The organism is Citrobacter sp. TBCS-15 (assembly GCF_005280815.1).
Taxonomy (GTDB): domain Bacteria; phylum Pseudomonadota; class Gammaproteobacteria; order Enterobacterales; family Enterobacteriaceae; genus Citrobacter; species Citrobacter werkmanii.
In genome coordinates this window covers 274,723-287,912 of sequence record NZ_SZWK01000313.1, presented here as the reverse complement: position 1 = coordinate 287,912, position 13,190 = coordinate 274,723, and the positions used below count along the sequence as shown (strand labels likewise).

The following is a 13,190-nucleotide window of genomic DNA, read 5'->3' as shown; positions in this document are numbered from 1 at the left end:
TCGGGCTCCCTTCTACATCATCTTGCAGACTTACGCTTTCAGCTTACGCATGACCAGCGTCGCGTTAGTGCCGCCAAAGCCGAAGCTGTTGGACATCACGGTGGTCAGCGCCTGCTCAGTCGGTTTGGTCACGATGTTCAGACCTTCCGCCTGCTCGTCCAGCTCTTCAATGTTGATGCTCGGCGCGATAAAGCCGTGTTCCAGCATCAGCAGAGAGTAGATAGCTTCCTGCACGCCAGCCGCGCCCAGTGAGTGACCAGTCATCGCTTTGGTTGCAGAAATTGCCGGGCTGTTGTCGCCAAACACTTCACGGATTGCGCCCAGCTCTTTCACGTCGCCTACCGGAGTAGAAGTACCGTGAGAGTTCAGGTAGTCGATCGGGGTGTCTACACCGTGCATCGCCATCTGCATGCAACGTACTGCGCCTTCGCCAGACGGGGCAACCATGTCTGCGCCATCAGAGGTAGCGCCGTAACCGACGATTTCTGCGTAGATATGTGCGCCACGAGCCAGAGCGTGTTCCAGCTCTTCGACCACGACCATACCGCCGCCGCCTGCGATAACAAAACCGTCGCGGTTTGCATCATAGGTACGGGAAGCTTTAGACGGATCGTCGTTATATTTGGTAGACAGCGCGCCCATGGCGTCGAATTCACACGCCATTTCCCAGCACAGCTCTTCGCCGCCGCCAGCAAACACGATGTCTTGTTTACCCAGTTGAATTTGTTCTACTGCGTTGCCGATGCAGTGCGCAGATGTCGCACAGGCAGAGCTGATGGAGTAGTTTACGCCGTGAATTTTGAATGGCGTTGCGAGGCAGGCAGAAACGCCGGACGCCATCGCTTTGGTGACCACATACGGGCCAACCGCTTTCAGACCACGCGGGCTACGCATTGCGTCAGCGCCGAACACCTGAAAACGCGGGGAACCGCCGCCGGAACCTGCAATCAGGCCAACGCGCGGGTTATTCTGGTAATCTTCTGCAGCAAGACCGGCATCCGCCACAGCCTGCTCCATGGAAAGGAATGCATAGATGGATGCGTCGCTCATGAAGCGCACTACTTTGCGGTCAATGAGGCCAGTGGTATCCAGTTTTACGTTGCCCCATACGTGGCTACGCATGCCGGAGTCCTTCAGCTCCTGAGAGAAAGTGATCCCTGAACGTCCTTCACGCAGAGATGCCAGGACTTCCTGCTGGTTATTACCGATGCTGGAAACGATGCCCAAGCCAGTAATCACTGCACGTTTCATTCAATACCTCTGTAAGTCGCACTATTTTAAAGTTTCGAGTGGCACAATAGCGTACACTTGTACGCCGAACAAGTCCGATCAGCCATTTAATGTGGAAATTTGCGCAGCCAGGCACTCATCGTTAAGATCGGGGCACAGCCTGCCAGACGAGTAACTTACGTGAAACAATACGCTATACAACCTGCCAACCTTGAATTCAACGCTGAGGGTACACCTGTTTCCCGAGATTTTGACGATGTCTATTTTTCCAATGATAACGGGCTGGAAGAGACACGTTACGTCTTCCTCGGCGGGAATCATCTCGCACAGCGATTCCCTGTGCATTCACGTCCCCTTTTCGTGGTGGCGGAAAGTGGGTTTGGCACCGGGCTTAATTTCCTGACTCTCTGGCAAGCATTTGCTGATTTTCGTGATACGCACCCTGACGCTACCCTGAAAAGATTACATTTCATCAGTTTTGAAAAATATCCGCTGACGCGTGAAGATCTAACCTTAGCCCATCAGCACTGGCCGGAGCTTGCCCCGTGGGCCACGGCGTTACAGGCGCAGTGGCCGCTGCCGCTGGCGGGATGCCATCGTCTGCTTCTTGATGATGGGCGCGTCACGCTGGATTTGTGGTTTGGCGATATTAACGAACTGACCAGCAAACTCGATGATTCCCTGAATCAAAAAGTGGACGCCTGGTTCCTGGACGGTTTCGCCCCGGCGAAGAATCCGGACATGTGGACGCCAACGCTGTTTAACGCGATGGCCCGACTGGCTCGCCCCGGCGGCACGCTGGCTACCTTCACATCGGCAGGCTTTGTGCGACGGGGGTTGCAGGCAGCCGGATTTACGATGCAAAAGCGCAAAGGCTTTGGCCGCAAACGCGAAATGCTTTGTGGCGTTATGGAACAGACTCTGGCACTCCCTTCATCGGCTCCGTGGTTCACGCGCACGGGCACAGATAAGCGCGAAGCCGCTATTATTGGCGGAGGCATCGCCAGCGCATTGCTGTCGCTGGCGCTACTGCGCCGCGGCTGGCAGGTCACGCTCTATTGCGCGGACGATAAACCTGCCGGGGGCGCATCCGGTAATCGCCAGGGCGCACTCTATCCGTTACTCAGCAAGCATGACGCGGCCATTAATCTCTTTTTCCCCACCGCGTTTACCTTCGCCCGCCGCCTGTATGGTGCCCTTCCGGTAGAGTTCGCGCATGACTGGTGCGGCGTGACGCAGCTCGCATGGGATGAAAAAAGTCAGCAGAAAATCACTCAAATGCTGTCTCTTGAACTGCCCGATGCGCTTGCCGTCGGCGTTGACGCAGAGCAAGTTTTACAGACCACCGACGTCGAAACCGGGTGCGGCGGGATTCAGTATCCTGCCGGTGGATGGCTGTGCCCGGCGCAGTTAACCGCTGCCGTACTGGACTATGCCACAACCCTGGGATTACGCACCCGCTACCAACATACTCTGGCCTCACTTTCACGCCAGACAGCAGGCTGGCAATTGCAGTTTGCCTGTGGAGAAACCGCCACTCACGCAGCGGTGGTTCTGGCTAACGGCCATCGCATTAACAGCTTTGAGCAGACGCAGACGTTACCGGTCTATTCCGTTGGCGGCCAGGTGAGTCATATCCCCACCACGCCCGCGCTGTCAGCGCTACGCCAGGTGTTGTGCTACGACGGTTACCTCACGCCGCATAACCCGCAAAACCAGCAACACTGCATTGGCGCCAGCTATCACCGTGGGAGTGAAGAGACTGAGTATCGCGAGGAGGACCAGCAGCAAAATCGTCAGCGCTTAATCGACTGCTTCCCGCACGCCACATGGGCAAAAGAGGTGGACGTCAGTGCGCATGCCGCCCGCTGTGGGGTCCGCTGTGCCACGCGCGATCACATGCCGATGGTGGGGAATGTCGCGGACTATGACGCCACGCTCAGCCAGTACGCCACGCTTGCCGAAGACAAAGAGCACGCGGTGAACGCCCCAGTTTATGCTGATTTATTTATGCTGGGGGCATTGGGGTCACGCGGGTTGTGTTCAGCCCCACTGTGTGCAGAAATTCTGGCCTCGCAAATGAGCGATGAACCTATTCCTATGGATGCCAATACGCTGGCGGCACTGAACCCGAATCGGTTGTGGGTCAGGAAGTTATTGAAGGGAAAAGCGGTGAAATAAGATACCCTCTCATCATTGCCTGATGCGCTACGCTTATCAGGCCTACAAACTGAACCCGAATCGTCAGTCCACGTAGGCCGGATAAGACGCCTTAACGTCGCCATCCGGCACAATCCACTGCAATTATTGTTTTGTCGCCTTCTGGAACAGCATGTCCCACATCTCTTTCACTAACGCCTGATCACGCGGCGAAAGTTCGCCTGCGCTAATCGCTTTTTCCAGGCTGCTGGTCACATTGGCGTACAATGCCTCAGCGGAATGGTCCTCGCCAGCATCCAGCTCTGCTACGGCCAGCGTCAGGTGCCCACGCAAATAGCCACTGGCAAACAACTCATCATCGCTGGCGTGCTCTACCATATCGTCGATTAATGCCAGAATGCGTGATTCAAACTCCGCGATCATCTTCTTTCCTCATTGTAAACGTGGCGGCGGCTTCAGTTGAGCGCTTCGGGCCACGGGAATTGTTCCGCCTTAAGTTCAGGCGTGTGATAATAATTCTGTAACGCGTTAATAAAGCGCGCTGGACGCTCCGGGATCCCCTTTTCCAGATACTCCATCACCTGGGCATGCACACGACGCTGGAATACCACGCGATCCGGTTCAAAGTCTCCGTTCAGATTGTCGCAACTGACGTTAAACGGATAGCCCGCCGCCATGCAGAACAGCCAGTCAAACGCCTGCGGCTTCACTTCCACATCTTCAAACTGGCATTGCGTGTTCGCGTCGCGTCCGTCCGGGCAGTACCAGTAACCAAAGTCAATCAGCTCACGACGCGCTTTACCCGCAATACACCAGTGCGAAATTTCATGTAAGGCGCTGGCGTAATAACCATGCGCAAAAACGATACGGTGATACGGTACTTCCGCATCAGCAGGAAGATAGATCGGTTCGTCATCGCCTTTAATCAGACGGGTATTAAATTCATCGGCAAAGCAGCCGTTAAAAATCTCAATTAACTGTTCGTAGTGATGGGTGTTATTCATTAGTTCATCCCCAGCCAGTGGAGAATCTCCTGTCCATGATTATCGTAAAGTAGCTTGGCGCTCATTACGGCGGAGACAATAACGATCATAGGCCGAATGAGTTTTTGTCCTTTGCTGAGCACCAGTCGCGATCCCATCCGTGCGCCAATAAACTGGCCAATGAGCATCACAAACCCGGTCGCCCAAATCACTTTGCCGCCGAGGGCAAACAGCAACAACCCACCGATATTCGAGGTGGCATTTAATACTTTGGCGTGGGCCGTCGATTTCGCCAGGTTATATCCGCACAGCATGACAAAAGCCAGCGCGTAGAACGATCCCGCTGCCGGACCAAAAAAGCCATCGTAAAAACCAACGCAGCCTCCGGCCACCAGCGCGAAAGGCAAACCGTGCAGTCGACGCTGCCGGTCTTCTTCGCCCACTCTGGGCATCAACAGAAAGTAGAGGCCAATACAGATAACCAGCACCGGCAGGATCTGGCGTAATATGTCGGACTGCACATGCTGGACCAACAATGCGCCGCTCATTGAACCGACAAAGGTCATGAAGATGTTGAGCTTCTGATCCGCCAGATTAACCACGCCCCGGCGAATAAAATAGATCGAGGAAGAGATAGATCCCCCGCAGGCCTGCAGCTTATTGGTGGCCAGTGCTTGCGCGGGCGGCATTCCGGCAGCCATCAATGCCGGGATGGTGAGTAAACCGCCGCCCCCGGCCAGAGAGTCAATAAAACCTGCCAGCATTGCCACAAAAAAAAGCACACCCAACAGCAGTGGCGACACCATAAACAGAGAGACAAAATGATCCATTAGAGTACATGCTCATCCAGTAGCGCCTGGCAGGAAGGCGGCAACGGCGGCGGTGTCTTCTTCTCAGGCTTGGTGGTTCCAGGTTTAGGAGGTTCGAACCAGCTTTGCAGCTCTGCGCCACAGCCGTCACCCGGTGGGGGCAAAGGTTGATCTTCGCACTCCAGGCTGTCAGCAGGACAACGTAATCGTACGTGCATATGCGCACGATGCTGGAACCACGGTCGCACTTTACGCAACCAGTCCCTGTCGGTCCCTGCATCCAGACACAGCTGCTGCTTAATCGCCGGATTCACAAAAATACGCGTGACTTCATTATCTTTTGCCGCCAGCCTAATCAGGCTGAAAATCTCCGGCTTCCACAGCGACGGCACGACATGTTTGCCATCGCGTGAGACCAGATCTAACGCCTGAGGACGCAGCAGTTGTGACTGGGTCCAGCGCGTTTTCGGCAACTGCAGGAAAATATCCACATCCAGCCCCGTCTGGTGGCTGGCGTGACCGCCATTGAACCGCCCACCGGCCGGCATGCCCATATCGCCAATTAACACCGTGCCCAGCCCCAGATTATTCGCCTGATTACTCAGACGCTGGATAAACATCACCAGGTCCGGATGACCAAAGTAACGACGCTGATCGGTGCGCATCACCTGATAGTGCTCAGACTGTACAGGCAGCGTATCTGCACCAACAATGCAGCCATTGGAGAACGCGCCGATAGACTGCGCGCTACCTGCAACCGGATGGGTAATTTTCTGCCAGGGCGTCGCCGCCAGACAGGCGGTACTGGCAAAGAGAGTCAGCGCCACAAGTGCCGTTTTTTTCATCTTTTACCAGCGTGGAATATCGGTCTTCACGTCCGCGTTTTGCGCCCGCTGACGCAGCAGGTGATCCATCAATACGATCGCCAGCATCGCTTCGGCGATCGGCACAGCGCGGATCCCAACGCATGGATCGTGACGACCTTTAGTGATCATGTCGACTTCTTCACCGAAGCGGTTAATGGTACGACCTGGAACGGTAATACTGGACGTCGGTTTCAGCGCCATATGTGCAACAATTTGCTGCCCGCTGCTGATCCCGCCCAGAATGCCGCCCGCATGGTTACTCTGGAAACCGTCTTTGGTGATTTCATCACGGTTTTGGCTGCCGCGCAGCGCGACAACGTCAAACCCATCACCAATCTCTACGCCCTTAACGGCGTTAATGCTCATCAGCGCATGGGCAATGTCGGCATCCAGGCGGTCAAATACAGGTTCACCGAGACCCGCAGGTACGCCGCTTGCCACTACGGTGACCTTCGCTCCGATGGAGTCGCCCTCTTTTTTCAGGCCGCGCATCAGTTCATCGAGCGCCTCGATTTTATCCGGATCCGGGCAAAAGAACGGGTTAAGCTCCACCTGAGACCAGTCTTTAATCTCCAGCGGGATATCGCCCATCTGCGTCAGACAGCCGCGAATTTCAACGCCGAATTTTTCCGCCAGATATTTTTTGGCAATCGCCCCGGCCGCCACGCGCATCGCTGTTTCACGTGCGGATGAGCGTCCACCTCCACGATAGTCGCGCAGACCGTATTTTTGCTCATAGGTATAGTCGGCGTGACCAGGACGAAAAACATCCTTAATCGCGCTGTAATCCTGTGAACGCTGATCGGTATTTTCGATCAGCAGACCAATGCTGGTACCGGTGGTCACGCCTTCGAACACACCAGAGAGGATTTTCACCTGATCCGGTTCACGGCGCTGCGTAGTGTAACGCGACGTCCCCGGGCGACGTCTGTCGAGATCGTGCTGCAGGTCAGCTTCTGTCAGAGAAATGCCCGGCGGAACACCATCGACAATACAACCGAGCGCCAGCCCGTGTGATTCGCCGAATGTGGTTACGCGAAAGAGTTGCCCAATTGTGTTTCCTGCCATCACGGCTCCGTTATGAGTGTTGTGTTTGTGCGCGTGTATTTAGTCTTTATAAATGCTGAAATGCTCGCGAGCAGCAACTAACTGTTCTTTGGTCAGCATGAATACACCGTCACCGCCGTTGTCAAACTCCAGCCAGGTGAACGGTACATCCGGGTATTGCTCTATCAGATGTACCATGCTGTTTCCGACTTCACAAATCAGAATACCGTTATCTGCCAGGTAATCTGGAGCGTTCCCCAGAATGCGGCGAGTCAGTTTCAGCCCATCGCTACCTGACGCCAGACCCAGCTCAGGTTCATGACGATATTCGTTTGGCAGATCGGACATATCTTCCGCATCGACATACGGCGGGTTGGTCACAATCAGGTCATACTGCACTTTCAGCAGATCGCGGAACAGATCGGAGCGGATCGGCGTCACGTGATGGATCAGACCATGTTCCTCAATATTGTGTTCGGTCACGGCCAGCGCGTCAGTGGAAATATCCACCGCATCCACTTCGGCTTCCGGGAAAGCATACGCGCAGGCAATAGCGATGCAGCCGCTGCCGGTACACATATCAAGGATATGCTGCGGCTGCTCATTGATGAGGCCCGCAAAACGATTATTGATCAGTTCGCCAATCGGTGAGCGTGGAACCAGCACGCGTTCATCAACATAAAACTCATGCCCGCAGAACCAGGCTTTATTGGTCAGATAAGCAACCGGGATACGCTCGTTGACGCGGCGAATCACGCGTTCAACAATACGATGGCGCTCACTGGAGGTCAGACGCGCAGTGCGCATATCTTCAGGTATATCCAGCGGTAAATAGAGCGACGGCAGCACCAGCTGTACGGCCTCGTCCCATGGGTTATCCGTGCCATGGCCATACCAGATGTTCGCCGCGCTAAAACGGCTGACCGCCCAACGCAACATGTCCTGAATGGTATGCAGTTCACTCACTGCTTCATCGACGAAAATTTTATCCACGTATTCCTCCAGGGCATGCTCGTATTAATTTCGGCGGCTAGTTTGCCACGAAGACGGCGATAAATCAGCATCCACACCGGGCCTGAACGCGAAAATTGCGTTTTAAGCGATCGGATGCCCGTCGAGTCGGGTTAAACTAACGGAAAATAAAAGATGAGACTCTCGAATGAAAAAGAAAACATCGCTCAGCGAGGAGGATCAGACGCTGTTTCGCCAGCTGATGACCGGCACGCGTAAAATTAAGCAAGACACTATTGTTCACCGACCGCTACGTAAAAAAATCACCGAGGTCCCGGTTAAAAGGCTGTTGCAGGAACAGGCTGATGCCAGCCACTATTTTTCTGACGAATTTCAGCCGTTGCTGAACACGGACGGCCCGGTGAGATATCTGCGTGCTGACGTCAGCCATTTCGAACTGAAGAAAATGCGTCGTGGCGACTACTCCCCGGAGCTATTTCTCGATTTGCACGGACTGACCCAGCAACAGGCCAAACAGGAATTAGGCGCGCTAATCGCCGCCTGTCGTCGTGAGCACGTATTTTGCGCCTGCGTTATGCATGGCCACGGAAAGCATATTCTTAAACAGCAAACGCCTCTCTGGCTGGCACAGCATCCGCACGTGATGGCCTTTCATCAGGCGCCGAAAGAGTATGGGGGCGACGCCGCGCTGCTGGTGCTGATTGAAGTGGAAGAGTGGCTGCCGCCAGAACTTCCCTGATGCAGAAAAACAGAAAGAGCCGCGTTTGCGGCTCTTTTATTTTCCGGATGGTGGTTGTGCCTTATCCGGCCTACTTATATCGCTTTCGCCATTTTGAGGTTACACGGGCTCATCTGCCAGTTGAAAACCCCTTTTCCGCTTTCATCAAGCGTTACGCTGGCAATCGCTGACGTGGTAAACATCGGCGGAGTTTCGCCTGGGCAAAGCTCAGACACCAGATACCCCACTAAAGGCAAGTGAGAGATCACCAGCGCCGTGGCGATACCTTCATTGGCCAGAGCCTGTAAATAGGCGCTGACCAGACCGACATCGCCGCAGGGAGTCAGCTCCGGCAAAACATCCACGTCGGTTGGCAGGTTCATGCATTCCCCCACCACATCCAGCGTTTGTTCGGCTCGCAGGAACGGGCTCACCAGAACGCGTTCGATATCCACTTTTTGACCTTTCAGCCAGTTCGCCATCAGGCGAGATTCGTCACAACCACAAGAGGTTAAAGGACGAACCGAATCACTGGCGGCATCGAGGGCCGCGTCGCCGTGACGCATGATAAAAACTTGCATATTGCACCGCTTTTGTTAACCAGAATCACCAACACCAGTTAGTCACAGCCCCTATTGACCGTGGTAACGATATGGTGGCCGGCATTGTGCCTTATCCATTCACCGAATGAAACGCTGTTTTTTACCTCAACGGCGTAAGTATAGTCAATCTCTGTTTACATTTTGAGCATGGGCCATACATTCAGTGCGGATTCATCCTACCTTTGACCTCATGAATTCAGGTCAGTTTCCCTACTATTCCAGAATCTTTCACCACGTTCCGCCATCAGCAATAATTGCTCACACGGTGTAAACCGCGAGCCATATTGTGTTGATAGCCGTTGCAGAGCCGCAACTACTTCACCCGCGCCGAGGGAATCCATATACCGGAACGGGCCGCCGAGGAATGGCGGAAAACCAATACCAAATACAGCACCGATGTCGCCATCACGCGCGCTGCGGACGACCTTCTCGTCGAAGCAGCGTGCTGCTTCATTGAGCATTAACATGATGCACCGCTCAGCAATTTGCGTGGCGGGGAGTCGGGCCTGGCCCTGAGCGCCAATAAGCGTATAAATTGCAGGGTCGACCTGTTTTTTGCTTTTACGCCCTTTCGCCCCATAAAGATAGAAACCACGACCATTTTTTCTACCTTTGCGATCGTCATTCAAAATTGAAGCAACAACATTTGCAGGCGCGCTAAAACGTTCTCCATACGCGGCCTCAAGCACAGGTATAATTTTAGTGCCCGTATCAATTCCGACCTCATCCAAAAGTTGGATTGGCCCAACCGGAAAACCAAACTTAACCAGCGCGGCGTCAATGGCTTCAACCCGCTCGCCTTCGGTTAACAGGCGTATAGCTTCATTGATGTAAGGCGCTAAAATGCGGTTAACGTAAAACCCGGCCTTATCTCTGACGACTATCGGTGTTTTACCCTGTTTTTTCGCCAACTTGACGGTTGTTGCAATAGTTTGCTCAGAGGTCGTTGCATGCGGAATGACCTCAACCAGCGGCATTTTTTCAACCGGGCTAAAAAAGTGCAAACCAATCACTTGTTCAGGTCTGGCAGCCTTAGCCGCAATATCACTAATCGGTAAAGATGAGGTATTGGAAGCAAAAATAGTGTGAGGTGCGCAATTTTGTTCAACTTCTGCCACCATCTGTTGTTTTAACGCCAGATCTTCGAACACGGCTTCAATAACCAGATCGCGATGCGCAAAACCGCGATAATCGGTGGATCCCGAGATTAACGCCAGCTGTTTATCGCGCTCGCTGGCTTTGATAAGACGGCGACGAACCTTCGTTTCAAGCTGATCCCAACTGTACTTCAGCGCGTGGTTGATTCCCTTAGCACTAATATCTTTGATACGGACTGGCAAGCCACCTTTACAGGCCGTCACATAGGCGATACCACCGCCCATCAGACCGCCACCCAGAATACCGACGCTGCTTAGCGGCCCCGCCTTTGCATCACTACCAGGATCCTTTTTCACGTTGGTATTGGCAAAAAAGACGTGCCGCAGCGCCTGAGACTGAGGGGTCATCGCCAGCTCCCCAAATGCGCGGGCTTCTGCGTCATAACCGCTACTGCTTCCTTGTGCAAGGCCGGTTTCAATGACCTCAAGGATACGTTCCGTCGCGGGATAATTTCCCTGCGTTTTTTGCGCCGTCTTTTTACTGGCCATACGGAATAGCAGCGCTCGTCCCAGCGGTCCCGCTAACACCCGCTCACGTACGGGCAGGTCCCGGTGTGAAGAACTGTCTTTTTTAGCCAGTTCAACGGCAGCTTCCAGTAAAATAGACTGCGGCACGACCTCATCCACCAGACCCACTTTAAGTGCCTGTTTTGCGCGCAATTGTTTCCCTGTGAGGATCATATCCAGCGCAGTACTGACGCCAATAAGGCGTGGTAAGCGTTGCGTACCGCCGGAGCCGGGCAACAGGCCAAGCTGGACTTCCGGCAAACCCAGTACGGTTTTAGCATCATCCGTACAAATACGGTTATGGCAGGCCAACGCCATCTCCAGGCCACCGCCCAGACAAGCGCCATGAATCGCGGCGATAACCGGGATCGGTAACGCGTGAATTTCTGCCATAATCTGCTGGCCCTGGCGGGCCAGCGTTTCGGCTTCCTGCGCGCTGCGACAGCTACCAATCATGTTGATATCAGCTCCGGCGATGAAGTTATCGGGTTTCGCTGAAATGAACACCACACCGCGCAGCGCTTTGTTGTCGCGAATTTGTTTCAGGATGGCCCGAACCTGAGAAGCAAACTCCGCTTTCAGGGTATTCATTTTCTCTCCGGGTACATCAATGGTGACAACAGCGACGTTATCCAAACGCACATTAAGCGTAAAAGCCGATGTCATTTCCATTATTCCGCCTCCAGAACCATTGCCGCACCCAGACCACCTGCCGCACAGGCGGTCACTAAGCCAAAACCGCCGCCACGGCGGCGTAATTCATTGAGGGTTTGCGTAATCATTCGCGCACCAGTAGCGGCGAAGGGGTGTCCATAGGCAATCGATCCGCCCAGCACGTTAAATTTACTGTCATCAACCTCGCCAGTGGCATGTGCCCTCCCCAACACTTCGCGGGCAAAACGTTCGCTGCCCAGCAACTGAAGATTCGCCAGCGTTTGTGCGGCAAAGGCTTCATGCATATCGATCAAGGTTAAATCCGCCATCGTCAGTCCAGCTCGCTCCAGCGCAAGCGGCGTTGACCACGCCGGCCCCAGCAGCATGTCCTGCCAGACATCAATTGCGGTGAAAGCATAGCTGCGTAAATACCCCAGCGGCACCAGCCCCAGCTCTTTCGCTCGCGACTCTGTCATCAATATCACGGCGGCTGCGCCGTCCGTCAGCGGGGTACTGTTCGCCGCAGTCACTGTACCGTGCTTTCGGTCAAATGCCGGACGCAGTTTGGCGTAATCGGCCAGCGTAGAGTTGCCGCGAATGTTGTTATCTTCGGAAAGAGGGTCTTTAAACGGTGGCGCGTAGGTGGTCATCACCTCATCGGCGAGCTTTCCTTCAGCCCATGCCTGAGCGGCACGTTGGTGCGAACGATGCGCCAGGGCATCCTGCTGCTCGCGAGTAATGCCATAGGTTTTCGCCATCTGCTCGGCCGTATCCCCCATGCGCAAGCCGGTGGAATATTCAGCGACGGCTGGCGGCACAGGCATCAGGTCACGTAAACGCAGCCGGGAAAACAGTTTCAGGCGTTGCCCTGTCGTGCGGGCTTTATTGACATCCACCAGCACACGCGCCAGTTTTTTGCTGACGCCAATCGGCAGGACTGACGACGAGTCCGCCCCGCCGGCAATTCCGGCGCGAATCGTTCCCGCCATCAGGCTTTCCGCGACATTCGCTACTGCCTGGAAACTGGTGGCGCAGGCTCGGCTTACGCTGTAGGCGTCCGTGTGCACATTCATACCGGTTCCCAGCACGATTTCACGAGCAATATTGGGGGCTTCAGGCATTTGTACCACCTGGCCAAAGACCAGTTGCTCAATCACATCAGCGGGTATTTCGCTACGCGCCAGCAGTTCGCCAACAACCATTTTCCCCAAATCTACGGCGGGAATGCCATGAAATGCGGTTGCCTGACGGGCAAATGGCGTACGCAATCCGCTTACAATGGCGATGCGATCGCCCTGGCGGGTAACCAGCGGTAAAGCCTGACTCATAACACTCCCCTGTAAAAAATAAAAATAAGTGGTCTGACCTGATCACAGTCTTAACCAATTTTTTACATTTAGCCAAGCGGAGAGAAAAGAAAGTGGGAGCTAAGACACAGTGAATAATCACTGACTGTTACGAAAATGCCCTTGCCACCAGGTAGCA

The 13,190-nt window shown here is 54.3% G+C and carries 12 protein-coding genes; 2 read left to right on the top strand and 10 right to left on the bottom strand.

The genetic code is table 11. From position 1 onward, the window contains the following. Positions 1–30: 30 nt before the first annotated feature. Positions 31–1,251 carry a beta-ketoacyl-ACP synthase I gene (fabB, locus tag FDW96_RS24265; protein WP_042307055.1) on the bottom strand — a complete coding sequence of 407 codons (1,221 nt, stop codon included), beginning with the start codon at positions 1,249–1,251 and terminating at the stop codon, positions 31–33. Positions 1,252–1,410: 159 nt separating this feature from the next. On the opposite strand from fabB, the gene mnmC reads away from it, so the two are divergent. Next, positions 1,411–3,411: a bifunctional tRNA (5-methylaminomethyl-2-thiouridine)(34)-methyltransferase MnmD/FAD-dependent 5-carboxymethylaminomethyl-2-thiouridine(34) oxidoreductase MnmC gene (gene mnmC, locus FDW96_RS24260; protein WP_061382127.1), complete on the top strand. Its 2,001-nt coding sequence runs from the start codon at positions 1,411–1,413 to the stop codon at positions 3,409–3,411. 123 nt (positions 3,412–3,534) lie between these two features. On the opposite strand, the gene FDW96_RS24255 is transcribed toward mnmC, so the two are convergent. The 6 genes from FDW96_RS24255 to prmB are packed head-to-tail and all read right to left on the bottom strand — an operon-like array spanning position 3,535 to position 8,088. Beyond that, entirely contained in the window at positions 3,535–3,813 is a 279-nt protein-coding gene (locus FDW96_RS24255; RefSeq protein WP_042307051.1) for a YfcL family protein, read from the bottom strand. 32 nt (positions 3,814–3,845) lie between these two features. Beyond that, positions 3,846–4,394: an elongation factor P hydroxylase gene (locus FDW96_RS24250; protein ID WP_042307050.1), complete on the bottom strand. Its 549-nt coding sequence runs from the start codon at positions 4,392–4,394 to the stop codon at positions 3,846–3,848. Continuing rightward, positions 4,394–5,203, bottom strand: a complete 810-nt coding sequence (locus FDW96_RS24245) for a sulfite exporter TauE/SafE family protein (protein ID WP_038642367.1) — start codon at positions 5,201–5,203, stop codon at positions 4,394–4,396. The genes FDW96_RS24250 and FDW96_RS24245 overlap by 1 nt, the downstream gene beginning before the upstream one ends. Then, a complete protein-coding gene (mepA, locus tag FDW96_RS24240) occupies positions 5,203–6,027 on the bottom strand; it encodes a penicillin-insensitive murein endopeptidase (RefSeq protein WP_137366466.1) in 825 nt (274 codons plus the stop codon). The genes FDW96_RS24245 and mepA overlap by 1 nt, the downstream gene beginning before the upstream one ends. Positions 6,028–6,030: 3 nt before the next feature. After that, positions 6,031–7,116 (bottom strand): chorismate synthase, encoded by a 1,086-nt coding sequence (aroC, locus tag FDW96_RS24235; RefSeq protein ID WP_042307046.1) that lies wholly within the window; start codon positions 7,114–7,116, stop codon positions 6,031–6,033. A gap of 39 nt (positions 7,117–7,155) precedes the next feature. Beyond that, positions 7,156–8,088, bottom strand: a complete 933-nt coding sequence (prmB, locus tag FDW96_RS24230) for a 50S ribosomal protein L3 N(5)-glutamine methyltransferase (RefSeq protein WP_038642381.1) — start codon at positions 8,086–8,088, stop codon at positions 7,156–7,158. 166 nt (positions 8,089–8,254) lie between these two features. Between prmB and smrB the strand changes: the two genes are divergently transcribed. Next, positions 8,255–8,806: an endonuclease SmrB gene (smrB, locus tag FDW96_RS24225; protein WP_006683613.1), complete on the top strand. Its 552-nt coding sequence runs from the start codon at positions 8,255–8,257 to the stop codon at positions 8,804–8,806. 74 nt (positions 8,807–8,880) lie between these two features. Here smrB and sixA read toward each other — a convergent pair whose 3' ends face one another. The 3 genes from sixA to fadI all read right to left on the bottom strand — a co-directional run bounded on the left by sixA (position 8,881) and on the right by fadI (position 13,033). Continuing rightward, positions 8,881–9,366, bottom strand: coding sequence for a phosphohistidine phosphatase SixA (gene sixA, locus FDW96_RS24220; RefSeq protein WP_137350052.1), 486 nt, complete (start codon positions 9,364–9,366; stop codon positions 8,881–8,883). A 209-nt stretch (positions 9,367–9,575) separates the two neighbouring features. After that, complete coding sequence (gene fadJ / locus FDW96_RS24215; protein ID WP_137350053.1) at positions 9,576–11,723, bottom strand: fatty acid oxidation complex subunit alpha FadJ; 2,148 nt, start codon at positions 11,721–11,723, stop codon at positions 9,576–9,578. After that, positions 11,723–13,033, bottom strand: coding sequence for an acetyl-CoA C-acyltransferase FadI (fadI, locus tag FDW96_RS24210; RefSeq protein WP_038642387.1), 1,311 nt, complete (start codon positions 13,031–13,033; stop codon positions 11,723–11,725). The genes fadJ and fadI overlap by 1 nt, the downstream gene beginning before the upstream one ends. Between the last annotated feature and the right edge of the window lie 157 nt (positions 13,034–13,190).